Origin of the sequence: Glutamicibacter sp. PAEs-4 (assembly GCF_051161755.1) — a bacterium.
Classification (GTDB): Bacteria; Actinomycetota; Actinomycetes; order Actinomycetales; family Micrococcaceae; genus Glutamicibacter; species Glutamicibacter nicotianae.
Genome location: NZ_CP195017.1, coordinates 660,979 through 682,915 on the forward strand (window position 1 = coordinate 660,979; position 21,937 = coordinate 682,915).

22 protein-coding genes are annotated in these 21,937 nt (G+C 62.9%); 13 read left to right on the top strand and 9 right to left on the bottom strand.

Annotated elements, in window-relative coordinates:
• The first annotated feature begins 96 nt into the window (after positions 1–96).
• A complete protein-coding gene (locus ACR9WD_RS03145; protein WP_038989990.1) occupies positions 97–1,386 on the top strand; it encodes a cell division protein PerM in 1,290 nt (429 codons plus the stop codon).
• Here ACR9WD_RS03145 and ACR9WD_RS03150 read toward each other — a convergent pair.
• Together ACR9WD_RS03150 and ACR9WD_RS03155 are read right to left on the bottom strand one after the other, a co-directional pair.
• Positions 1,383–2,021 (bottom strand): hypothetical protein, encoded by a 639-nt coding sequence (locus ACR9WD_RS03150; protein WP_434922678.1) that lies wholly within the window; start codon positions 2,019–2,021, stop codon positions 1,383–1,385. The genes ACR9WD_RS03145 and ACR9WD_RS03150 overlap by 4 nt on opposite strands.
• Before the next feature lie 105 nt (positions 2,022–2,126).
• Positions 2,127–2,657 carry a DinB family protein gene (locus ACR9WD_RS03155; protein ID WP_434922679.1) on the bottom strand — a complete coding sequence of 177 codons (531 nt, stop codon included), beginning with the start codon at positions 2,655–2,657 and terminating at the stop codon, positions 2,127–2,129.
• Between the two features lie 148 nt (positions 2,658–2,805).
• Between ACR9WD_RS03155 and purN the strand changes: the two genes are divergently transcribed.
• Positions 2,806–3,375, top strand: coding sequence for a phosphoribosylglycinamide formyltransferase (gene purN / locus ACR9WD_RS03160; protein WP_434922680.1), 570 nt, complete (start codon positions 2,806–2,808; stop codon positions 3,373–3,375).
• Here purN and ACR9WD_RS03165 read toward each other — a convergent pair.
• Positions 3,372–4,358, bottom strand: a complete 987-nt coding sequence (locus ACR9WD_RS03165; RefSeq protein ID WP_434922681.1) for an IS481 family transposase — start codon at positions 4,356–4,358, stop codon at positions 3,372–3,374. The two genes, purN and ACR9WD_RS03165, sit on opposite strands and share 4 nt — an antisense overlap.
• Before the next feature lie 78 nt (positions 4,359–4,436).
• Positions 4,437–4,832 (bottom strand): RidA family protein, encoded by a 396-nt coding sequence (locus tag ACR9WD_RS03170; RefSeq protein ID WP_434922682.1) that lies wholly within the window; start codon positions 4,830–4,832, stop codon positions 4,437–4,439.
• A 124-nt stretch (positions 4,833–4,956) separates the two neighbouring features.
• On the opposite strand from ACR9WD_RS03170, the gene ACR9WD_RS03175 reads away from it, so the two are divergent.
• Positions 4,957–5,922, top strand: coding sequence for a helix-turn-helix transcriptional regulator (locus ACR9WD_RS03175; RefSeq protein WP_434922683.1), 966 nt, complete (start codon positions 4,957–4,959; stop codon positions 5,920–5,922).
• 71 nt (positions 5,923–5,993) lie between these two features.
• Positions 5,994–7,508: an SDR family NAD(P)-dependent oxidoreductase gene (locus ACR9WD_RS03180; RefSeq protein ID WP_434922684.1), complete on the top strand. Its 1,515-nt coding sequence runs from the start codon at positions 5,994–5,996 to the stop codon at positions 7,506–7,508.
• A gap of 24 nt (positions 7,509–7,532) precedes the next feature.
• On the opposite strand, the gene ACR9WD_RS03185 is transcribed toward ACR9WD_RS03180, so the two are convergent.
• Positions 7,533–7,793, bottom strand: coding sequence for a hypothetical protein (locus ACR9WD_RS03185; protein ID WP_434922685.1), 261 nt, complete (start codon positions 7,791–7,793; stop codon positions 7,533–7,535).
• On the opposite strand from ACR9WD_RS03185, the gene ACR9WD_RS03190 reads away from it, so the two are divergent.
• Entirely contained in the window at positions 7,792–8,082 is a 291-nt protein-coding gene (locus tag ACR9WD_RS03190; protein WP_434922686.1) for a COG4315 family predicted lipoprotein, read from the top strand. The two genes, ACR9WD_RS03185 and ACR9WD_RS03190, sit on opposite strands and share 2 nt — an antisense overlap.
• Positions 8,083–8,175: 93 nt before the next feature.
• Here ACR9WD_RS03190 and ACR9WD_RS03195 read toward each other — a convergent pair whose 3' ends face one another.
• Together ACR9WD_RS03195 and ACR9WD_RS03200 are read right to left on the bottom strand one after the other, a co-directional pair.
• Positions 8,176–11,196 (bottom strand): alpha-mannosidase, encoded by a 3,021-nt coding sequence (locus ACR9WD_RS03195; RefSeq protein WP_434922687.1) that lies wholly within the window; start codon positions 11,194–11,196, stop codon positions 8,176–8,178.
• Positions 11,197–11,304: 108 nt separating this feature from the next.
• The gene (locus tag ACR9WD_RS03200; RefSeq protein WP_434922688.1) at positions 11,305–11,973 is read right to left on the bottom strand and encodes a histidine phosphatase family protein; all 669 of its coding nucleotides are present in this window, start codon (positions 11,971–11,973) and stop codon (positions 11,305–11,307) included.
• Between the two features lie 201 nt (positions 11,974–12,174).
• On the opposite strand from ACR9WD_RS03200, the gene ACR9WD_RS03205 reads away from it, so the two are divergent.
• On the top strand, positions 12,175–12,744 hold the full coding sequence (locus tag ACR9WD_RS03205; RefSeq protein ID WP_434922689.1) for a TetR/AcrR family transcriptional regulator: 570 nt from the start codon (positions 12,175–12,177) through the stop codon (positions 12,742–12,744).
• Positions 12,745–12,791: 47 nt separating this feature from the next.
• Here ACR9WD_RS03205 and ACR9WD_RS03210 read toward each other — a convergent pair whose 3' ends face one another.
• Positions 12,792–14,129, bottom strand: a complete 1,338-nt coding sequence (locus tag ACR9WD_RS03210) for an MFS transporter (protein ID WP_434922690.1) — start codon at positions 14,127–14,129, stop codon at positions 12,792–12,794.
• A 187-nt stretch (positions 14,130–14,316) separates the two neighbouring features.
• On the opposite strand from ACR9WD_RS03210, the gene ACR9WD_RS03215 reads away from it, so the two are divergent.
• From ACR9WD_RS03215 to ACR9WD_RS03230, 4 genes are all read left to right on the top strand, one after another.
• The gene (locus tag ACR9WD_RS03215) at positions 14,317–15,054 is read left to right on the top strand and encodes a hypothetical protein (RefSeq protein WP_434922691.1); all 738 of its coding nucleotides are present in this window, start codon (positions 14,317–14,319) and stop codon (positions 15,052–15,054) included.
• Positions 15,055–15,151: 97 nt separating this feature from the next.
• Entirely contained in the window at positions 15,152–16,822 is a 1,671-nt protein-coding gene (gene purH / locus ACR9WD_RS03220; RefSeq protein WP_434922692.1) for a bifunctional phosphoribosylaminoimidazolecarboxamide formyltransferase/IMP cyclohydrolase, read from the top strand.
• A gap of 458 nt (positions 16,823–17,280) precedes the next feature.
• Positions 17,281–17,538 (top strand): hypothetical protein, encoded by a 258-nt coding sequence (locus ACR9WD_RS03225; RefSeq protein ID WP_434922693.1) that lies wholly within the window; start codon positions 17,281–17,283, stop codon positions 17,536–17,538.
• 194 nt (positions 17,539–17,732) lie between these two features.
• Positions 17,733–18,227 carry a GNAT family N-acetyltransferase gene (locus ACR9WD_RS03230; RefSeq protein ID WP_170214642.1) on the top strand — a complete coding sequence of 165 codons (495 nt, stop codon included), beginning with the start codon at positions 17,733–17,735 and terminating at the stop codon, positions 18,225–18,227.
• A 130-nt stretch (positions 18,228–18,357) separates the two neighbouring features.
• Here the strand turns inward: ACR9WD_RS03230 and ACR9WD_RS03235 are convergent, their stop codons facing one another.
• Positions 18,358–18,846, bottom strand: coding sequence for a hypothetical protein (locus ACR9WD_RS03235; RefSeq protein ID WP_434922694.1), 489 nt, complete (start codon positions 18,844–18,846; stop codon positions 18,358–18,360).
• A 75-nt stretch (positions 18,847–18,921) separates the two neighbouring features.
• Between ACR9WD_RS03235 and ACR9WD_RS03240 the strand changes: the two genes are divergently transcribed.
• The 3 genes from ACR9WD_RS03240 (at position 18,922) to ACR9WD_RS03250 (ending at position 21,935) form a co-directional block, all read left to right on the top strand.
• Entirely contained in the window at positions 18,922–19,419 is a 498-nt protein-coding gene (locus tag ACR9WD_RS03240) for a GNAT family N-acetyltransferase (RefSeq protein WP_434922695.1), read from the top strand.
• Positions 19,420–19,894: 475 nt separating this feature from the next.
• On the top strand, positions 19,895–21,112 hold the full coding sequence (locus tag ACR9WD_RS03245; RefSeq protein WP_434922696.1) for an NRAMP family divalent metal transporter: 1,218 nt from the start codon (positions 19,895–19,897) through the stop codon (positions 21,110–21,112).
• A gap of 13 nt (positions 21,113–21,125) precedes the next feature.
• On the top strand, positions 21,126–21,935 hold the full coding sequence (locus ACR9WD_RS03250) for a putative hydro-lyase (RefSeq protein ID WP_434922697.1): 810 nt from the start codon (positions 21,126–21,128) through the stop codon (positions 21,933–21,935).
• Positions 21,936–21,937: the final 2 nt, after the last annotated feature.

The window sequence follows — 21,937 nt, forward strand, 5'->3', positions numbered from 1 at the left end:
TCTAGGCAACCCTTCAGCTCATCATTGCGCGTCGATCGAGGCCGGTCGGCGCCAATGGTGGCACCATTGAAGATGATGAGCCGCGAAAAGAAACCCATGAAGGCAGTGATGTTGCGCCTGCGCAACGGCTGGCCAATGCCCCTGGCGTTGCAGGGGGTCTTCGAGATACTGCAATCCGTGGTCTTTTGCCTTGCCCTGATCACGCTGCCGCTGGTCGCCGTCTATTTCAGCGGGGGCTTTCTGGAAGACTCCTTCGAAGCGATCCTGCAGTTCGGCGGCCTCATCTGGCTGCTCGTCCACGGCGTGCCGGTGGAGATCCTGAATCTCGGTCCCGAAGCGGACCCCAGCTCTGTGACCGGATGGCTCACGCTGATCCCCCTGGGGCTGTCGCTGGTGCCCTTCCTGTTCTGCCTGCGTGCCGGGCGGCGCATCGCCCGCGCATCCTACACCGACCAGCTCTGGCAGGGGCTGGCCGGAGCCTTCCTGGCCTACGGGGCCATCGGCACCGGCATCGGTTTCCTTGCCAATAATTCCTATGCGCGGGTCAATATCCTTGCCGCCGCCTTCATCCCGCTGATCATCGCCCTGCTGGGCCTGATTATCGGCGCGCGCCGAGAAGCTGGCTCCTGGGCCCGCCTGTTCGGCGTTGACACGGCCGCCTATATCCAGCGGATCTCGCCGCATCGCCGCTGGGCCGGATCCTATGTCTGGCATGTGATCGTCGCCGGATTCCTCGGCTATGTGGCCGCCGTGGGAATCTCCGGGCTGCTGCTGACCATCAACCTCGGTGTGCACTGGACCGATGTCGCCAACGTGTCCCAGGAGCTGCGCCCGGGCCCGATCGGCTCGGCAGCGCTGACCCTGGTGCAGCTGTCCTTCATCCCGAATGCGGTGTTCTGGGTCTTGTCGTGGATCAGCGGCGGCGGGTTCAGCATCGGCACCGGCAGCACCCTGTCCACTCTGGAAACCACGGTGGGACCGCTGCCATCGATTCCAATGCTCGCGTCCCTGCCCTCCGGGGACATGGCGCACCAATGGCTGTTCCTGCTGATCCCGGTGGCCGCAGGCATCGTGGCCGGCTGGTACTTCCTGCGCGTGGGCGAGAACCACCTCGAAGACTGGTTTGCCCGCAGGATTCCCTTCAATGCCTTGTCGCTGGGGGCCTCGACCGCATGCTTGGCGGTCTTCACCGGGGTCGTGACCGGGCTGCTGAGCCTTGCCGGTTCCTGGCTCTCCTCCGGTTCCCTGGCCATCGGCCGGCTGGTCGAGATCGGCCCGAACATGTGGGCCACCGCCGGCGCCCTGGCACTGCAAATCGGCTTGGGCACCGCCATCGGCTACCTGATTGCCCCGCTGTTCGAAACCGACCCGGTGCTCGAAGGCTAGGTCAGGCTGGCCAGCACCAGCGGGTCGCCCTCGGGGCGGTTGATGGTGATCTGTCCCAGCGTCGCGGCGGTCGATTCTTCCATCACCAGCAGCACGGAGTCGTTTTCGGTGACTACCTGGATATCCTCGGCGGCAAGCTCAGGGTGCGAGGCGCGCATTTGGGAGACGGCGTTCTGAACCGTCTCGCCGCTGATGCCGGCAGGCATCAGGTAGGTGACGATTTCCAGGCTGTTCTCGCCGCCGTTGACCTTGAGCGGGACACCGTTCTGCACCACGTAATCCATCGTCGGGCAGGTGGTCCCGGCGATCTCGTAGTCGCCGTCCTCTTCCACCGTCTCGGGAATGGCCACCATGCACAGTTGGCCTTCGTTGCCGACCGCGACATAATGCCGGCCGAAGTCCGAGGTGGCCAGCAGGTGGCGGGTTTGCGGGTCGTAGGATTCGGTATCCTCGAAGCCCTCGGGAAGCTTGTCGTCATCGTCCTGCGTTTGCGCCAGCAGCGGCAGGTATTCCTCGGCAGAAGGGACCGGAACATCGGTTGGTTCGTTCTGGGGAGTTCCGGCCGAACATGCCGTCAGGGTGAGCAGCCCGGTGATTGCCAGTGCAGAAACTTTTCCGAAATATGCCTTTGGCATGGACGCCTGGCTCCTTACGTAGACCTGTTTTCGCGCATACGCCAAGAAGTCTAGCCAAAGGCCACAACCCATTCCATTGACCTGCTGGGTCCGTGTCGGGCACAGTTAGCTGATTTCCACACCCAGATCCCACAGGTGATGCACGAGATCATGCCAGGCATACTGGTTCAGCGTTTCCACGGTAAACGCGGCGCCGTTCGAGCGCAGGCCGCGGCGGGAATACTGCGCCGGATCCAGGCTCTCCAGTATCGCGGCGTAGCCCGCGGCATTCTTCCGCAGCAGCTCGGCGACCTGACCGGCTCCCAGCGCGTTGTAGTTTCCTGCCTCGGCCGCCTGGTCCTGGTCCCAGTTGGGGAACTCCGGTTCATCGCGTTCCAGCATCAGGGTGAAGCGCCCGGTCATCACCTCAAGCATTTCGGCGACGTGCGCCACGTACTCCTGCGCGCTCCAGCGCGCAGGGTTGGTGCGGATGGCAGCCTCGGGACGTGTGAGTACCGAGATGTAGCGCTCCACGTGTCCAGGCAGCTGCTCAATGGCATCGCTCGGCGAGATGCCGCGCACGTCATAGCCGCACTGCTCGCACACCGTATCCAAGACAATTGTCCAGTCCTTGCCGTCGGGAACTATCTGGCTCATCAAGACCTCCACATCGAACTGCGTTGTTAAGGCCAGTCTATGGCCGGTACAGCACGCGGGCATCGAATATGGCGGCAGCAGAGGAAACGCAGTGCAACATTGCGTCCGGGTTCAAGGGAGGCAAGAAGCGAACCGTAGAATTGAACCCATGCGCATTGTGGTTTTGGTTTCAGGTACCGGTTCTAATCTCCAGGCAGTCATCGATGCCGTCGCCAGCGGCGAACTGGAGAACGTCGAAATCGCTGCCGTCGGCGCAGACAAGCACGGCACCTACGGGGTGGAACGCTCGGCTGCCGCCGGCATCGAGACCTTCGTGGTGAACTTCAAGGACTATGCGGACCGCGGCGACTGGAACCATGCGCTGACCGAAAAGTGCCTGTCCTACGCCCCGGACTATGTGGTGTCCTCCGGATTCATGCGCATCGTCGGCGAAGAGTTCATCAATGCCTTCGACGGCACCTACATCAACACCCACCCAGCCCTGCTGCCGTCCTTCCCAGGCGCCCACGGCGTGCGCGACGCCCTGGCCTATGGCGTGAAGGTCACCGGCTGCACCGTCCACATTGCGGATGCCGGGGTGGACACCGGTCCAATCCTGCGCCAGGAAGCCGTGGCCATCGAGGGTACCGACACCGAAGAATCCCTGCACGAGCGCATCAAGGTAGTCGAGCGCCGCCTGCTCATCGCCACCCTGGCGGATCTGGCCCGGGGCAACTAGCTGTACTGACCGGGGACGTTGGTCAACCGAGAGAAGGGTGGCTGGTTGCCGCAGGCCGTGTGCGGACGGTGCTGGTTGTACTGGTGAATCCAATCGGCGAGGGCATCGCGTCGTTCCTGCTCGCTGAGGTAACAGCGAGCGTAGGCCCACCCGTCAGCCATGGTGCGGTGAAAGCGCTCAACCTTGCCGTTGGTCTGAGGACGGTACGGGCGCGTCCGCTTCGGCGTGATCGACAAGGCCTCGCAGGTACTGCGCCACAGATGCGAGCGGTACGCGCCGCCGTTGTCCGATAACACGCGCTCGACGGTGACGCCGCGATTGGCGAACCAGTCGACTGCCCGGTGCAGGACGGCGACGGCGGTGATGGCAGTTTCGTCGTCGTGGACCTCGGTGTATGCGACGCGGGAGTGGTCGTCGATGACGGTGTGCACGAACGCGTACCCCAGCTTGGGGTTGTGCCACTTACTGCGGGGCTTGTCCGGGGTGGCGGAGCGGTTCTTTTCGCCTTGGCGGCGGCCGACATAACGCCAGCCGCCTCCGGCGGGGATGTTCCCGAGCTTCTTCACATCCACGTGCACGAGCGACCCGGGGTAGTCATGCTCGTAACGGCGGACAACTTCGCCTGTGGCGCGGTCTACGTATGCGAGGCGGTTCAGCCGGGCGGTCGTGAGGATTCGATGCACGGTGGACGGCGCGATGCCGAGCCTGCTCGCAAGTTGGACCGGCCCTTCGCGAAGTCGCAGGCGTAGGCTCACGCACCGCTTCGTCGTCGCCTTGCGCGTCTTGTGCGGCGAGGTCTTCGGCCGCGAGGACCTGTCGTGCATCGATTCGCCATTTGCGTAGCGATCTACCCAACGCTTCACTGTCGGCCAGGACACCTGGAAGCGAGCGGCGACCTCGCTGATCGGCCAGCCGTCATCTACGACCAGGCTAGCGACTTTGAAACGGTGGCGGGGAGTCAGCGCGGCATTTGCGTGGGACATGGGACTCCTTAGGACTCTCGGACGGTCAGCAGGGTTACCCTGCTGACCGTCCGAGATGAGATTCAAAAGGGGGAAACGTTATGCGACAGCGGTTCCTTCGAGCTCGACCATCTGGCCGGGGATCGCCAGGCGGGTGACGCCGAGCATCGTGGTAGTCGGGGCGACTCCTGCCGCTCCGAGCTTCCCGGCGAGCACGCCGTAGTGCGGGAACATCGCGTCCACGTCGGTGGTGTAGACGTTAAGGCGGACCAGGTTCTCCATCGACATACCGGCCTCGGCGAGCACGGCCTCGAGGTTCGCCACGGCCAACGCGAGCTGGGCCTCGACGTCCCCGTCATGCTCGGGCCGGCCACCCTTGCTCATCGCTGTCTGTCCCGAGATGTACAGCGTCCTTGTCTCCCCTGAGATGACTTCGCCCTGGTTGAAGCCCATCTCCTGCGACCAAGTCACCGGATTTACTGCTGTGCGTTCCATCGCTGCTCCGTTCATTCGTTCCGCAGCGCCCGGCCGCCCTATGGCCGCCGTCCTCGACGCTGCACCACTAGCCTCGCAACGAATCACGACACCTTATGTCGTGATTTCTGGTAAAATTGGATGCATGCGAGCCGACCGACTGGTCTCCGTGGTGCTGCTGCTGCGTCAGCGAGGCCGAATGACCGCCGACCAGCTGGCCGGTGAGCTCGAAGTGTCCACGCGCACCGTGCTGCGCGACATCGACGCCCTCTCGACCGCGGGCGTACCCGTCTACGCCGACCGTGGTCGACACGGCGGTTACTCGCTCCTTCCCGGCTTCCGTACCGAGTTGACTGGGCTGAACCATGACGAGGCACTCGCGCTGCTCACCGCCGGATCGGATCGCGGCAAGAAGGTCTTCGGCCTCAGCGCACCTCTCGCCTCGGCGATGCGGAAGATCGTCGACGCGCTGCCCGAGGGGCACCGGGCGAGCCTGGATGATGCGGCCAAGCGGTTCCTCGTGGAGCCGGAGACCGACCTTCTCTCTCGCCGTGCCCCCACCGAAGACCTGGCCGACGGCGTCATGAGCGAGGTCCGAGCCGCGGTGCTCACCGGCCGCCGGCTGCGATTTAACTACGCGGCACCTGGCAAAGCACCGAGTCGTCGAACCGTCGATCCGATTGGACTGGTCACCGTCCGCGGGCGCACCTACCTGCTGGCGACGAGGTCTGGAGACGATCGGATTTACCGTCTGTCTCGGATGCTCAGCGCCGAAGCGCTCCCCGAACCAGCGCAACGCCCCGCGCAGGTCGACCTCGACCGCATCTGGGCCGAGCGCACCGCACAGTTCCTCTCCGAGAACCACATCCCCGTCGTCGTCCGCATCAAGACCTCACGTCGTGAGGAACTGCTGGAGAATGCCAGCGCTGTGCGGGCCGAGGAACCGGAGCCGGATGATTGGATCCGCCTCGACGTGACCTTCGAAGACCTGCGCCACGCGGTGTGGGCAGTGTGGCGGCTTGATACGGACGCCGAAGTACTAGCGCCAGAATCCGTCCGCAATGCGATGTACGTGCGTGCCGAAGCATTGACGGCACGATATCGATCCTGACGATCCGTACCGACTAACGTGTCCGGTCAGTACAACTAGCCGGCGGCCCACCACGTAAAATTGGTGGGGAGATGAATGAACTGACACCGTTGCCCGGGCAGGCAACCGAAACCGAACTGTTCACCGACGAGGAACTGGCGACCGCGCTGAAGGTGCTCTCGGTGGTGCACACGCTGGACTCCGAGGACGAACGGCATGTCGCCGTGCGCCGTGCGACCAGCAACATGTTCAAGGCTGCCAAGCGCTACCGCAAATCCCAGAAGCGCGCCGAGATCAGCGCAGCGGACCGCGCGCTGATCGAGCGGACCGCCACCGGTTCGCCGCAGCGGCTGGACGACGAGACCCTGGGCCTGGATCTGAGCACCCCGACCCAAGGACAGAGTGCCGGGGAATTCCGCAAGCCGCGCGGCTGCTACATCTGCAAGCAGCGCTACACCACGGTGGATGCCTTCCACCATTACCTCTGCCCTGACTGCGCGGCCGCCGGGCGCGAACGCCGCGATGCCCGCGCCGACCTGTCCGGCAAGCGGGCGCTGCTCACCGGCGGCCGGGCGAAGATCGGCATGCATATCGCCCTGCGCCTGCTGCGCGACGGTGCCCACACCACCATCACCACGCGCTTCCCCAAGGACGCTGCCCGGCGCTTCGCCGCATTGGAGGACAGCGCGGACTGGATGCACCGGCTGCGCATCGTGGGCATCGACCTGCGCGACCCGGCCCAGGTGATCTCGCTGGCCGACCGCGTCGCGGCCGAGGGCCCGCTGGACATCCTGATCAACAATGCCGCGCAGACCGTGCGCCGCACCGCGAACTCCTACCAGCACCTGATCGAATCAGAGCAGCAGCCGCTGGCCGGTGAACTGGCCTCCGGGCACGGCGGCCCGGAACTCTGGGGCGAGGCGAACCCGCCGGCCGAGCACCCGCGGGCGCTGGCCAGCGCCTTCCGGCTGGAGGATTCCGCGCTGCTGTCCCCGAGCACGCTGGGCAGCCACGACGCGCAGCAGCTCGCGGACCTGGCGATGACCGCCGGTTCCGCCTCCCTGGAGCGCATCGCCGCGGGCACCGCCATCGATGCCGGGGGACTGGTGCCGGATGTGGTCACGGAGAATTCCTGGACCCAGATCCTCGGGGATGTGGATGCCTTGGAGATGCTGGAGGTGCAGCTGTGCAACGTCACCGCGCCCTTCCTGCTGGCCTCCCGGCTGCGCCCTGCCTTGGCCGCCTCGAAGGCCCGGCGCAAGTACATCGTGAACGTCTCGGCCATGGAGGGCCAGTTCTCCCGCCGCTACAAGGGCGCCGGGCACCCGCACACCAACATGGCCAAGGCCTCGCTGAACATGCTCACCCGCACCAGCGCCGAGGAAATGCTCGCCACCGACAGGATCCTGATGACCGCGGTGGACACCGGGTGGATCACCGACGAGCGCCCGCACGATTCCAAGGTGCGCATGGTCGCCGAAGGCTGGCACGCCCCGCTGGATCTGATCGACGGCGCCGCCCGCGTCTACCAGCCCATCGTCGACGGCGAGCGCGGCATCGACCTGTACGGCTGCTTCCTCAAGGACTACCAGCCCTCGCCGTGGTAGGAAGCAGCGCGTGATGCGCCCGGGCTAGGGCGTGCCCTGTCGGCCCAGCGGCACCTCGGCCAGCACCGCCGAACCGGCATCGCGCAGCTGGATTACCGAAATGTCGTTCAGCATCACCGGCACGGCGCCGGTCATCTGCGTCGTGTCCGTGGCGGTGGTCAGCCAGGCTCCAACCTGCTCGGCGCTTCCCCCCGCATCCAGCACGCACAGCGAAAGCGGGTCCGGCGCTGACTTGGGTGTTGCCTCCACCGGTTTGGGAGATGTTGTGGTGGATGCGAAGGGCATGACCCTGTACTACTTCACCAAGGATGAGAAGAGAACGTCGAGCCACGCGTGCACCGGCGATTGCCTGGCCAAGTGGCCGATCGCCACGACCACGAGCGATGAACCGGTCCTGGAAGGCGTCACCGGCGAAGTCGGCACCATAGAAAGCCCCGATGGCGAAAAGCATCTGACGCTCAACGGCATGCCCCTGTACACCTTTGCCCAGGATGCCAAGCCCGGAGATACCGCCGGGCAAGGCATTGGCGGGGTCTGGTTCGCGGTGGCTCCCGACGGGACGATGATTCAATAAGCAAGGATCCAATAATCCCTGGCAATCATCGTCGGGAAACCAGCCGGGCCGGCACGCGACGCAGCATGCCGGCCCGGCCTGTGGACCCTGCGGCTACTTGGCCACGGCGAAGCGCAGGGTGCGTACTTCGAACGCGCCCAGCTTCAGCGGCACTGCGCCATTAGCCAGTTCGATGCGCTGCCCACCCAGTTCGTCTTCCAGCAGGCTCACGGTGGATGCCTGCGAGATCTGCGCATTGACCCGCAAGCTGCCGCTGGCACGGCGTCCCAGGGATTCGTAGACGCGCACCACCAGATCGCCGGAGCGGTCAGCCGCCAGCTTCACGCTGGAGACCACCAGCCCCTCGCCGGAGACCGTAACCAGCGGGTCCACACCTTGCGCGCCGTCAATGATGCGCTCTGCGCTGTTCAGCAACGCTCCAGCCGCAGTTGCGGTGGCCACGTCTGCGCCGATCACCAAGCCGTAGCGGTGGGTCTGCACGCCCTGGTCGGTTTCCGGGTCGGGAAAGCGCGGGGCACGCAGCAGCGAAAGCCGCATGGTCGTGGTGACCTCCGCGTCCTTGGCATCACGGGTGACATCGAAACCGTAGATGGAATCATTGACCAGCGCCGCGCCGAAGCCGGGCTCCTCGGCCAGCACGAAGCGGTGCATGGAAGTTTCGAACTTCGCCGCTTCCCAGCTGGTATTCACGTGGGTCACGCGCTTGTGGTAGCCGAACTGCGTTTCGGCAATTGCGTGCTCCGCACGGATATCCAGCGGGAAGGAGACCTTCAGGAACTTCTCGGCCTCATGCCAATCGGTGCTCTGCGAGATCTGCAGGGTCCTTGAGCCCGGAGCCAGCGACAGTTCCTGCACCAGCGTGGACTGCGAGAAGCTGCGGGCAATCGTGATGACCTGGCTGCCGTCCTCGCGCGAAGACAGCTCAAGGCTGTCGAGCTCGCGCAAGTCGGTGACCTGGTTGCGGTAGTACTTGTCCACGTCCCAGGCATCCCACATGTTCGGGAAGTCCTGGTGCAATTGCAGCAGGTTCGCTTCCTGGCCTGCGGCGATCGTTTCGCGGCCGGTGGCCAGATCCACGGCGGAGGTCAGCAGGCCCTGGGCATTGATCGCCACACGAACCAGCGAGTTCTCCAGGACATATCCGCCGTCCACGGCGGTTGCCCTGACCGGGGACGCGGCAGCAGGCTGCACCGGCTTGGCCTGCCCGAAGGCCAAGGAATTGCGGGTGAACGCGGCGCCGTTGAACGCAATCGGGGTGGATCCTTCGCCGGCCAGCTGCTGCTGGGCGGTGCGGATCAGTGCTTCGGCCTGCTCGATCACCTGCGCATAGCGGGCCACGACCTCGCGGTGCACCCACGCAATCGAGGTGCCCGGCAGGATGTCGTGGAACTGGTGCAGCAGCACCGTCTCCCACAGCTCGTCAAGCTGCTCATAGGGGTAGTCCGCTCCGGTGCAGAGCGCAGCGGTGGCGGCCCACAGCTCGGCCTCGACCAGCAGCTGCTCGGTGCGCCGGTTGCCCTGCTTGGTCTGGTGCTGGCTGGTCAGCGTGGCGCGGTGCAATTCCAGGTAGAGCTCGCCCACCCAGACCGGAGGGTTGGGCAGTTCGGCCTTGGCCCGGTCGAAAAAGTCGTTAGGGTGTTCCCAGCGGACCTTAGCGCTGCCTTCCAGATTGGCCAGACGCTTGGCCTTGCCGGTCATTTCGCGGGTGGTGCCGCCGCCGCCATCGCCCCAGCCCACCGGCGCGATGGAATTGTTCGTGACCCGCGCTTCGCGGAACTGGCGCGATGCCTTGGCCACTTCCTCGCCGGAAAGCTGCGAATTGTAGGTATCCATCGACGGGAAGTGGCTGAACATGCGCGAGCCGTCGATGCCTTCCCAATCGAAGGTGTGGTGCGGGAACTTGTTCTGCTGGTTCCAGGAGATCTTCTGGGTGAAGAACCATTCGAAGCCGGCACGGCGCATCAGCTGCGGCAGGGCGGGGGAGTAGCCGAAGGAGTCCGGCAGCCAGACGCCCTTCGAGGTGATGCCGAATTCCTTGCGGAAGAAATTCTGGCCGTAGAGGAACTGGCGGACCAGCGATTCGCCCGAGGGCATCACGGTGTCGGATTCCACCCACATGCCGCCCAGCGGCAGGAAACGCCCGTCGGCTACCGCCTGTTTGACCCGCTCCCAGACTTCCGGGCGGTGGGTCTTGAGCCACTTGTACTGCTGGGCGCTGGACATGCCGTAGAGGAATTCTTCCTCGTCGCCCAGCAGCTCCACCATCGAGGAGCAGGTGCGCGAGACCTTGCGGATGGTTTCGCGCAGCGGCCACAGCCAGGCCGAGTCGATGTGCGAGTGGCCGATGGCCGAAATCTGGTGGGCGCTGTGCTCCGCCGGGGCGGCCAGGACCTCGGCCAGCTCATCGCGGGCGGCCTGCGCGGTCTGCGCGATGCGCTGCAGATCCAGCATGTCCAGAGCGTTGTCCATGGCCTGCAGGATCTGCATCTTGCGCGGCGTTTGCCCAAGCTGCTCCTGCAAATCCAGCAGCACTTCCAGATCCAGGGAGAGCTCATGCACCACGGGCTCGAAGACCGCCAGGTCCATCCGGCGGGTGGTGTACAGGCGGCGCGAGGAGGAGGTGAGAATATCGCCCTGCTCGGTGGGCAGGAACGGGTGGTAGTCGAGCAGCACCGGATTGGATGCAGCTTCCAGATACAGGTCGATGACCTCATCGCCTTCGGCGCAGGCGGTGATTGGCACCCACTGGTTGCGCGGGTTGACCGCCTTGATGGTGATGCCATCCGGGCGGTACACCAGTCCCTCGCATTGGAAGCCGGTCATGTTGACGTCAAAGCCCAGATCAATCACCGCTTCGACGCGGCGTCCCGCCCACTGCGACGGCACCCGGCCCTGCAGGTGGAACCACGTGGTGCCCCACGCCGCGCCCCAAGGCGTCCCCACGGAGGTCGGCTGGTAGTCCAGTGCCAGGCCCTCAGCCGGGGTGACCGGCTCGCCGGGCAGTTCATGCCATGACAGATCCAGCGGCAGGGTTTCCGAATATATCGCTGGAAGGATACGCTCGGTCAAAACGCGCTGGACGCGTCCGATGGTCAGGGAAATGTCGTCGTGCATCAGGGCCTTCCGTTTGTGCGCTCCGCAGAAAATGAGCTCCCTAGCCAGACTACCGAAATATCAGGTGCTGAGCTGGTCCAACTCGCATTCGCCAGACGAAGGCAGGGCTCAGGCCGCGTCGTCCTCGCCGCCGGTGACATCCTGGTCGAGGGCATCGCGAACGAAATCGCCGCCCAGCGGTTCGGTATCCCAGCGAGCCAGCGACCACTGCCCGCCGATACCCAGCTCCAGCAGGGAGCCGCCGGTGTTCTCGATGACCAGCTGCGATGCCGCATCGGGGGACATCTTGATGGCCCAGGCGCTGAAGACGCGAATGGCCGCACCATGGCTGAAAACCGCTGCGGTTCCAGAGTAGTCCTGCGCTTGCGCGATGGATTCCAAGGCTTTGGAATAGCGCTCGATGAAGTCGTAGCCGTTCGGCCCGCCGGGCATGTTCTGCTCCCAATCGCCGTGCATCCAGGAACGCAGGCACATGACATAGGCGGATCGCGATGCCTCATCTGCCAGCATTTCCAGCTCGCCCGCCGAGATTTCTTCAAGGCCGTCAATGACACGCACCGGTTCTGCAATTGACTCGCTCAGCGGCTGGGCTGTGAGCTGCGTGCGGTTCAGCGTTGAGGCGTAGATCGACTGCAGCTGCCCGTTGCCGAGTACCTGCGGCAAGGCGCGAGCCTGGCGATGGCCCAGCGGGGTGAGGCTGGCACCGGGAAAAGCGGTATCGAGCTTCCCGGCAACATTCGACGGGGTTTGCCCATGCCTGATGAGTTGAAAACGCATATCCTCTGCTTCCTTGGCCTAGCGATCCTGGATCCTAGGGATAGCACGGTTTCGCGCAAATGCGGAATGGCTTCTCGCACGGAAGAAGCATTTCGATCTGGAATGATGATTTCCGCTTCGTCTCAGCACTGCCCGTCCGCTATCGTGAATTCGACAGGTGGCAAGCCGCGACCTGGAAGTTCCCCAGATCGGAATCCGCTCATGCGTTCAGATGCTCTTCGGCGACGTGAGAACATCCTTCGAGTTGCTCGTGAATTATTTGCCGAACACGGCGCACAGATCGCAATGGAAACCATTGCAGAGGCCAGCGGTGTCGGCATCGGCACACTCTACCGGAACTTCGCTGATCGGCTGGCGCTGGTTGAAGAAGTCACCCTCGTCATGCTGGAGGATATCCGCAGCGCGTCGCAGCAAGCTGTAGAGCGGCTTGACGCAAATGACGCAGAGGGCTGGGATGTCCTGCTGGGCACGCTGATCGAGCAGAATCTCGGGGCGTTGAGCGAAGCCCTGGGGCTGCAGTTGCCCAAGAAGGTCAGCCCACGCATCCTCGAAGCCCAAACCGAGGCGTCACGGACCTTGAACAGCGCGTTGGAACTGGCCAAGAACGCCCAGCTGGTTCGCGCCGACATCTCCGGGCTGGAACTGATTGCCGCCGTCGGGTCCATGACCCGCCCGCTGCCGCGGGCCTTCAGCAACAGCCAGCCCGGCCTGGAAGAGCGCATCGTGCAGATCATGCGTGACGGCTTGCGCCCGCAACCTGCGCAGAACTAGAAAATGCCGGCACCAATGGTGCCGGCATTCGCTATTGGGGGAGAGATTCAGTCCAGCTGCAGTCCGCGGGTTTCCGGGGCGAAGCGTGCCATGAACAGGATGGCCAGCAGCACCAGCGCGGTCGCGCCGGCAAACAGCCAGCCCAGCCCCACCACGGGCCACAGTGCCGCGAAAATCAGCGGGCCGAAACCGGCGGCAAAGCGCGACATGGTCGAGGCCCAGCCGAAGCCGCTGGCCCGCAGCTCGGTGGGGTACAGCTCCGAAACGTAGGCATACAGCACCGGAATGGCGACCTGGACAATGACGCCGAACACCAGCACCCAGCCAATCGCGGCCGCCGGGACGTCCAGGTTCTGCGCTACGATGACCAGCACGAGGCCGGAGAGCGGGGCAGAGATCGCCAGCAGCCATTTGCGGCCCACCCGCTCCACCAGCAGGGCAGCCAACACGACGCCTGCCAGGCCCATCAGCGCCATCACCGCGGTGGCGAAGAAGGACGCGGACTGGGCCATTCCGGCTTCGGTGAGGATCGACGGCAACCAGGTCAATGCCAGGTAGTAGACCAGCAGAATGGTCATGAACAGCAGCCAGCTGGTGGCGGTGATCTTCCATGAATACCGCCACAACGAGGCCAACTGCTCCCACCAGCGCGGAGCCTTCTCCAGCTCCACCGGCTCGATCACGTAGTCCCGCTTGGTTGCCCCGGTGCGTTCCACCAGCTGGTCGATGACCGCACGGGCTTCCGCATCCCGGCCCTTGGCCGCCAGGAACAGCGGGGACTCGGGCATGGAGCGCCGCACCAGATACACCATGAACGCCGGCAGGATCATGACCGCCAGGATCAGCCGCCAATTATCCGCGGTAGCCATCACCCAGCCGGAGACGAAGAAGGACAGCGCCGCGCCCACCGGCCACCAGCCGTCCATGGCGGTGAGCACACGTCCGCGCAGCTTCGCCGGCGTGAATTCGCCAACCAGCGCATAATCCACCGGGATGCAGCCGCCCAAGCCGACACCGGCCAGGAAGCGGAAGGCGACGAAGAAGCCGAAGCTCGGCGACAGCGCGCCGAGGACGGTGAACAGCGAGAACATCAGCAGCGTCAGGCTGAACGCGTTCTTGCGACCGTACCTGTCGGCGATCCCGCCCCAGAGGAACGCGCCTACGGCCATGCCCACCAGGTTGGAGGTGCCCAGCAGGGCCGCGGTGGGACGATCCAGTCCCCACTCCTGGGCGACCAGGGGAATCAGCGCGCCGTTGAGCGTGACGTCCCAGGCATCGAACATGAAGCCCAGGCCGCCGATAATGAAAATGGTGCCCTGCACCTTCCATTTGAATGGCAGCTCTTGCACGATGGTCGTGCCAGAGGGCAGGGGTGCGGAAGACACAGTGGTGCACCTTTCGGTGTGCGAGCGGAATTGGTGTGTACCGCGTGAAGCATAGCCGAAAACCGGGGTGCAGGTGTAGCTCTCTACGCTTCTTATCGCGCCGCGTCAAGGCCTGTTGCAAGCGACGGCAAGGGAGTAATCTTCGGACATGGGAGTAGATTGGACCGCTCTCGAAGAGGCTATCCGGGTGACTGCCCTTCGACACGCAGCGGAAGTGATAGCTGGACACCCGGACCAAGACTTCTATGCCATTGCCCTGCATGGCGTCAGCACCGAGGAAAGCGAAACCATCGCCATGCCGTTGCTGGCCCTGAACTCGGTGCAGGCCCTGGAACGCGACCGCCTCACCGAATCTCGCGAGCAACTGGTGGAACGCGGCGAGGACACCGATGAGCCTGCCGACTACGAAGACCGTCCCGATGCCGAAGGCGATGGAAGCCTTGGACCCGAAACCGTCACATTGGAAGAAGATTCGCTGCTGATCTCGGATTCCGAGGACGAGGACGACGAGCCGGAAGATGGCGAGGACTCCGACGGGGAAGACCTCGATGACGTCTTGGCCTCCCTGGAAGCGGACTTGGAGGAAGACGACGCCGAAAGCTTCTATTCCGATAAGTGGGAGCCCAGCTATTGGCACTGGTCATCCATTGATTTATGCGAAGACCCGGCGGCTACCCTGTGGTCCGATGCGATGACAGGGCTGGCCGCACGCGAAGGCTGGGAACCGACCATCAAGCGCTACTACCACACGCTGGTTGCGGTGGCCCGTTCCTTGCGCGAGGAGTTGAATGAGCGGACCAAGGTTGATCTGGTGGCCTATGTCGCAGATGAGGAGCATGCTGAGAAGCTCCTGCAGCTTTGCCTGACTGACAAGCAGCTTTCCACGTATTTCCCGCAGCTTTCCGCACTATCCGAAGGGGCTTGACACGAACTGAAATTCCGGTGCCTTCGTTGGTTAGAATGTTGGCGGTGGCCTCTGCGCTGCCCGCCCCATTCATTCTCACCGCCGGGAGAAAAATTTCGTGAGTAAGACCGTGCTGGACAAAGTCGCTATCCGTCGCGCGCTGATTTCCGTCTACGACAAGACCGGCTTGGAGGAGCTGGCCGCTGGTTTGCACGCTGCAGGCGTGCAACTGGTTTCCACCGGTTCCACGGCCAAGAAGATCGCCGCCGCTGGAATTCCCGTGACCGAGGTCGAGCAGGTGACCGGTTCCCCTGAAATGCTCGACGGCCGCGTCAAGACCTTGCACCCGCGCATCCACGGCGGCATCCTCGCCGACCGCCGCGTCGCCGAGCACATGGACACCCTCTCCTCGATGGACATCGAGCAGATCGACCTGGTCGTGGTGAACCTGTACCCGTTCGTGCAGACCGTCGCCTCCGGCGCCTCCCAGGACGAAGTGGTCGAGCAGATCGACATCGGAGGCCCGGCCATGGTCCGCTCGGCAGCGAAGAACCACGCCGCCGTCTCCATCGTGGTTGACCCGGCGTTCTACCCGCAGGTCATCTCCGCCGCCTCCGAGGGCGGCTTCGATTTGAAGACCCGCCAGCGCCTGGCCGCCAAGGCCTACGCGCACACCGCAGCCTACGACACCGCGGTCGCTTCGTGGACCGCCAGCCAGTTCCTCGATGAGGACGGCGACGGCGTCATCGATTGGCCAGCCTATGCAGGCGTGGCCCTGCAGCGCGCCGAGGTGCTGCGCTACGGCGAGAACCCGCACCAGCAGGCAGCGCTCTACGTGGATGAGGCCGCCCCGGCCGGCATCGCCCAGGCCGACCAGCTGCACGGCAAGCCAATGAGCTACAACAACTACGTGGACGCCGACGCCGCGCTGCGCGCCGCCTACGACTTCGAGAAGCCGGCTGTTGCGGTCATCAAGCACGCCAACCCTTGCGGTGTGGCCGTGGCCTCGGATGGTGCTGCGGACCCGATTGCCGACGCGCACCGCAAGGCGCACGCCACCGACCCGGTATCCGCATTCGGCGGCGTGATCGCCGCCAACCGCACGGTCACCAAGGAAATGGCTGAAACCGTCAAGGGCATCTTCACCGAGGTTGTCATTGCCCCGGATTTCGAAGAGGAAGCAGTGCAGATCCTCTCGGCCAAGAAGAACATCCGCCTGCTGGCCCTGCCAGATGGCTATGGCCGCAACAAGAACGAATTCCGCCAGGTCTCCGGCGGCATGCTGGTCCAGGCCGGCGACAAGATCGACGCCGAGGGCGACAACCCGGCGAACTGGACCCTGGCCGCCGGCGAGGCAGCTGACGCCGCGACCTTGGCAGATCTGGAATTCGCCTGGAGCGCCGTGCGCGCCGCGAAGTCCAATGCGATCCTGCTGGCCAAGGACGGTGCCGCCGTGGGCATCGGCATGGGCCAGGTCAACCGCATCGACTCCTGCAAGCTGGCAGTGGAGCGCGCCAACACCTTGGGCGTGAAGGTCGAGTCCGGCGCGGATGCCGCTGGCGGTGCCGAAAACGCTGATGGCGCAGCTTCCGAGCAGCGCGCACAGGGCGCTGTTGCCGCTTCGGATGCGTTCTTCCCGTTCGCCGATGGCCTGCAGATCCTGATCGACGCCGGCGTCAAGGCTGTCGTGCAGCCAGGCGGCTCGGTACGCGATGAGGAAGTCATCGCGGCCGCGAACGAAGCTGGCATCACCATGTACTTCACCGGTGCCCGCCACTTCTTCCACTAGGAATTAGCCACGCCGTTTCGGGCCGTGCAGCCAGCGCTTGCCGCGCTGGCTGCATGGCCCGCGGCGCTTAATGGATATCTGCACGGCTGAGGCACGGACCACCACCGCATCGGGAGCAGCCGGAATCGGTCTGCCTTCGCCTATTCCCAGCACCAGGCTTTGCTGCGGTTCTCTGTCGTTTAGAACAACAGAGCTCCCGTCGTTACGTTTCAGTCTGCAAGGAAACTTGCTTATACAGCTATTCTGACTACTTGTCTAACAACTCTTGTCCCGCATTATGGGACAACAGTTGTATCGAACCGGCTCTCCTTGGTGATGGCATGGAATGCAGGTGGCGCGCCAGGGCGAGACTGCCTGAACCTTATCCCCGATACCGAAACCAACGGTGACTATCGATGGATCGTTCTCGGGCGACTCGGTAAAATTGAGTAGGGCAACTTTCATGGAAGGAGCCGACCTTGGCCGAGAAGTTTGATATCGAGGAACGCTGGCCGGAACTGTTTACGCAGCTCGACGCCAACCAGCGTAATGCCATTCGTCAGGCGCTAGCCTCAGCTTGGCACGAGGGATGGGTTCCCAACCGCGAGGGCGTAGAGAACCTGACCGACGTTGCCCGCGGCGCGATCTCTAAGAAGCGTACTGGCTTCGCGGTCCCGGATAACGTGGACAAGCGCCGCTTCGCCGCACTCATTAGCAAGCATTGCTCCTCCGAGTAGGGGATGAGAAACGGTAGTGCCCTGTAGTATCCGTTGCCAGACTGCGTGGGGGTGGCAGGTCTTTTACAGGCCGGGCATCGGGGAACCTAAAACTCATGAAGATTCAGACTTTCGAACACGTACCAGGTCAGCTAATCGTTTCATTATCACTGAGCCACCCAACATTCTCGCGTTACTACGGTAGATTCGGGGGCATGGAAAACCTTTCGATTCGAACTGCGAACCTTGATGATGTAGATGACATTCGGTCAATTGGGCTAATGACATGGCCTGCAACGTACCTCAGCTTCACCAGTCCCGATTTCGTCATGGACAACCTCAATACTTGGTGGTCTCGTGGCTCGGTAAGCGCATCCATTACGGATGACACGACATTCATCGCTTCTCAGGATGGGAAAGCCGTCGGCACACTGACGTTGGGGCTGTTTGAGGGGGAACCGGTCATCTGGAAAATCTATGTCCTGCCGGAAGCCCACGGCCGCGGAATTGGCAGTGCCCTTATGGACGCCGCCCTAGCTGCCATCGGCCCGGCTCAAGACGTGAGGATTGAATTCGTGAAAGGAAACTCTGCTGCCCGGCAGTTCTACGGACGGCGTGGCTTCATGTTCGATTTCGAAGAAGACATGGCCGAGGGATTCACGACAGTTTGGCTTCGCAGGCCTGCAAATGCAACGATTCCAGCAACCTAAGATGTTTCCCACAGTTCCCCTGCTGGAGTTTTGCCTCGCTGTAGAAATTCCGGGACGCCCGATAAGGACGCAAGGCGGGCGGGACCGGCTCACAGCTCACCGATGAATTGCTATCGACGTTGAGCAGTTGTCAGCTTGGGGATTCGTGCGGAACAACGACGATCTGCACTGTGTCTTCGTAGATGATTCTCCCCGGATCAACACTGGCAAGTCGCACAACTTCCACGCCATGCCGTGCAAGAAGTTCCAAGTACGGCTCGACGCGTTCCAACAGGTGTGTTGCGGTGTCCTTGAACCAAGCTGCTGCGCTGGGATTCACCTGAGGATTGTAGACATCCGGATTCGATGCCGCCGGATCCGGATATGCAGCATTGAACCAGTCATTTCCAGACCTCCAAGCAGCCCATTCAGCATCGCTCAATTTGCCCTCGCGGGCGAGAATATTGGCAAGTCCGAAGACACCGGGGAATATTCCTCGATGATTCGGAACGCCCGCTTGGTACCGGATATACATTTGCTGTGGTGGCTCCTCGTGCTCGCTGCTGGATAACACCCTCACAGTCAACCAGATCCAGCGGCCAAAGCATTGCTGCAGGGCGTGGCCGTATGGATTTTGCACTGGTAGATTCGAGGCATGTTCCGTTCATAAAGTTTTCTCTCAACTATTTCAGAAAACCTAACGAATGGATTTGCCATGCCCTCGGACGTTCTACAAGTTGACCTTCATCAATCAGATCTCACTCCTGCAGTGTCTTCGTACGCGGAAATCTGCAATGCCAAATCATCTTCCTCGGTAGCCCTAGCTGCTGCGTACTTCGCGGCATACCCGCCGGGCATTGCGGCTGCAACACTTGCCGAAGCGCAAACCGAGATGGAGGAAACCTTTGCCCACGAGTTCGGCCAACTCGTCGAAGATGCTTCTTTCGTCGCGCTGCACCAAGGAAAGCCGATTGGGGCGATTTTTGTTGTCGAAGAATCGATTTGGGATGAAGACCTGTTGGGGCCATTCATCATCGACCTCTTCGTTGATCCACAGCATCAGGGACATGGACTGGGCAACGCCTTGATTGTCGCTGCCATGGCCGCGTGCAAGAAGCGAGGTGATGACACGTTGAGTCTAAGGATTGGCGATGGAACCTCTGGCGCTGCGTTAGCACTCTATCGACGACTTGGGTTCAGGCCGTTGGCCTAGCCGAATAGCGGCGGAGTCATCAGTATGGTTGTCGAACCATGGCCTCGCCGCAATCCTCGCCTTCGTGAGTTTCCAATGGTGCCGATAGACGTCCGGCTTCAGTTGAAAACTAATCCACGTGCAAGTTGCGCCAGCCGTTGATGCGAGGGGATTGGGAAGCCCGCGCAACGCGGCCGAATCTGTATTTTCCGAAACGGAGCACTACGAAATAAAAGAATCTGTCGTTGGCGTCTAACCGCGGCAAGCTCGGGACGGCTACGAGGTATTGCGCTATTTTGTGCTGGTGAAGCAGGGTTTTAATTCTGGTACCAACCGCCGCCGATGAATTTGCACTCATCGAAGTTGCACCACGTATTGTGTCCGGCAGGTAAATTGTTCAACAACCTGTTGCCAAAGTTGTTGAACAACCTGTAAAGTCATCTGCATCATATTGACCTTGTGACGGTTGTCACCACTATCGCATTGGAACGTCAGCATGGCACTTCCTGAGACAACATCCCAAACCAGCAAGGCACGGCGCACAGCGCTGCTCGGTGCCATGTTCCTGATGGCCACCAGCGCCATCGGCCCGGGCTTCATCACCCAAACCACAGAGTTCACGGTCCAAATTGGCGCGGCCTTCGCCTTCGCCATTGTCGTCTCCATCCTTGTGGACATCGCCGTCCAGCTGAACGTGTGGCGTGTCATCGGCGTTTCCGGCATGCGTGCCCAGGAACTGGGCAACAAGGTCCTGCCGGGCATCGGCTGGTTTCTGGCCGTGCTGGTCTTCATTGGCGGCATGGTCTTCAACATCGGCAACATCGCCGGTACCGGCCTGGGCCTGAATGCCATGCTTGGCGTTGACGCAAAGATCGGTGGCGCGATCTCCGCGGTCGTTGCCATCTTGATCTTCCTGTCCAAGAAGGCAGGCATGGCCCTGGACCGCATCGTGGTGATGCTCGGCGCCGTCATGATCCTGCTGATGCTGTACGTGGCAATTGTGGCAGCCCCTCCGGTGGGCGATGCGATCCGCAACGTGGTGCTCCCCGAGAAGATCGACTTCCTGATCATCACCACCCTGATCGGCGGCACCGTCGGCGGCTACATCACCTACGCCGGCGCCCACCGCATGATCGATTCGGGCACCTCGGGCGTGGAACACGTCAAGGCGATCTCCAATACCTCCACCTTGGCGATTATCGTCACCGGCATCATGCGCGTGCTGCTCTTCCTCGCGATCTTGGGCGTTGTGGCCGGTGGCGTCGCATTGACCAGCGACAACAAGGCAGCTGAAGCCTTTGGCCACGCGGCTGGCCCGATCGGCATCCGTGCCTTCGGCGTCATCCTCTGGGCTGCCGCACTGACCAGCGTGATCGGTGCCGCCTACACCTCGGTTTCCTTCATCACAAAGCGCACCACCCCGGAGCGCACCCGCAACCTGATCACCGTGGCCTTCATCGTGGTCTGCGGCATCATCTACATGTTCCTGGGCCAGGCGCCAGCAACCCTGCTGATCTTTGCCGGAGCCTTCAACGGCCTGATCCTTCCCGTGGGATTCGCGGTGCTGCTCTGGGTCGCTTGGCGCCGCCGCGACCTGCTCCACGGATATAACTACCCCAAGGTCCTGCTGGTCATCGGCGCCTTGACCTGGCTGCTCAGCGTCTATCTCGGCTGGAACTCGATTTCGGGTCTGGCAGCACTCTGGAACAGCTAGGAGAAAGGCAATCATGAAGGACTTATCGAGCCTCGGGCAGACGGAACGTGCGGCCATGGCCCCGAGCGAGGCCCGCGAGCTGTTCCGTGCCGGACAGGTGCTCCCGACCGCGGGAATCAGTGCCGGATACGCGCAGGCAAACCTGATCATCGTTCCCCAGGAGCTGGCTTTCGATGTGCTGCTCTTTGCCCAGCGCAACCCCAAGTCCTGCCCGATCCTCGGTGTCCTGGAAGCCGGGCAGACCAGCAACGAGTTGCTGGGAGGCGGAGATATCCGCACCGACGTGCCGAAGTACATGGTTTACGAAAACGGGCTCAAGGTGGCTGAACCCACCGACCTGTCCGAGTACTGGCGTGATGATCTGGTGACCTTCATTGTCGGCTGCTCGTTCACCTTCGAGAGCGCATTGATGGAAAGCGGCATTTCCATCGCGCATATCGACCAGGGCGTGAACGTGCCAATGTACAAGACCAATATCCGCTCGCAGTCGGCCGGAGCGATGTCAGGTCCGATGGTGGTCTCCATGCGCCCGATTCCTGCCTCGCAGGTGGCCGACGCGGTGCGGATTACCTCCCGCTATCCGGCCGTTCACGGGGCGCCGGTGCATATCGGGAACCCGGAAGAACTGGGCATCAAGGATTTGGGCGCACCGGACTTCGGCGATGCAGTGCAGATCCCGGAAGGGACGATTCCGGTGTTCTGGGCCTGCGGCGTCACTCCGCAGGCGGCAGTGATGGAGTCCCGCCCGGCATTGGCCATCGGCCATGCGCCAGGGCACATGCTCATCACCGATATCAGGGATTCCCAGTACCAGGTTCCCTAGCC

Coding starts and splice junctions, on each gene's coding strand:
- ACR9WD_RS03145 (WP_038989990.1), top strand. CDS start 97: ATGAAGGCAGTGATGTTGCGCCTGCGCAACGGCTGGCCAATGCCCCTG.
- ACR9WD_RS03150 (WP_434922678.1), bottom strand. CDS start 2,021: ATGCCAAAGGCATATTTCGGAAAAGTTTCTGCACTGGCAATCACCGGG.
- ACR9WD_RS03155 (WP_434922679.1), bottom strand. CDS start 2,657: ATGAGCCAGATAGTTCCCGACGGCAAGGACTGGACAATTGTCTTGGAT.
- purN (WP_434922680.1), top strand. CDS start 2,806: ATGCGCATTGTGGTTTTGGTTTCAGGTACCGGTTCTAATCTCCAGGCA.
- ACR9WD_RS03165 (WP_434922681.1), bottom strand. CDS start 4,358: ATGTCCCACGCAAATGCCGCGCTGACTCCCCGCCACCGTTTCAAAGTC.
- ACR9WD_RS03170 (WP_434922682.1), bottom strand. CDS start 4,832: ATGGAACGCACAGCAGTAAATCCGGTGACTTGGTCGCAGGAGATGGGC.
- ACR9WD_RS03175 (WP_434922683.1), top strand. CDS start 4,957: ATGCGAGCCGACCGACTGGTCTCCGTGGTGCTGCTGCTGCGTCAGCGA.
- ACR9WD_RS03180 (WP_434922684.1), top strand. CDS start 5,994: ATGAATGAACTGACACCGTTGCCCGGGCAGGCAACCGAAACCGAACTG.
- ACR9WD_RS03190 (WP_434922686.1), top strand. CDS start 7,792: ATGACCCTGTACTACTTCACCAAGGATGAGAAGAGAACGTCGAGCCAC.
- ACR9WD_RS03185 (WP_434922685.1), bottom strand. CDS start 7,793: ATGCCCTTCGCATCCACCACAACATCTCCCAAACCGGTGGAGGCAACA.
- ACR9WD_RS03195 (WP_434922687.1), bottom strand. CDS start 11,196: ATGCACGACGACATTTCCCTGACCATCGGACGCGTCCAGCGCGTTTTG.
- ACR9WD_RS03200 (WP_434922688.1), bottom strand. CDS start 11,973: ATGCGTTTTCAACTCATCAGGCATGGGCAAACCCCGTCGAATGTTGCC.
- ACR9WD_RS03205 (WP_434922689.1), top strand. CDS start 12,175: ATGCGTTCAGATGCTCTTCGGCGACGTGAGAACATCCTTCGAGTTGCT.
- ACR9WD_RS03230 (WP_170214642.1), top strand. CDS start 17,733: ATGGAAAACCTTTCGATTCGAACTGCGAACCTTGATGATGTAGATGAC.
- ACR9WD_RS03240 (WP_434922695.1), top strand. CDS start 18,922: ATGCCCTCGGACGTTCTACAAGTTGACCTTCATCAATCAGATCTCACT.
- ACR9WD_RS03245 (WP_434922696.1), top strand. CDS start 19,895: ATGGCACTTCCTGAGACAACATCCCAAACCAGCAAGGCACGGCGCACA.
- ACR9WD_RS03250 (WP_434922697.1), top strand. CDS start 21,126: ATGAAGGACTTATCGAGCCTCGGGCAGACGGAACGTGCGGCCATGGCC.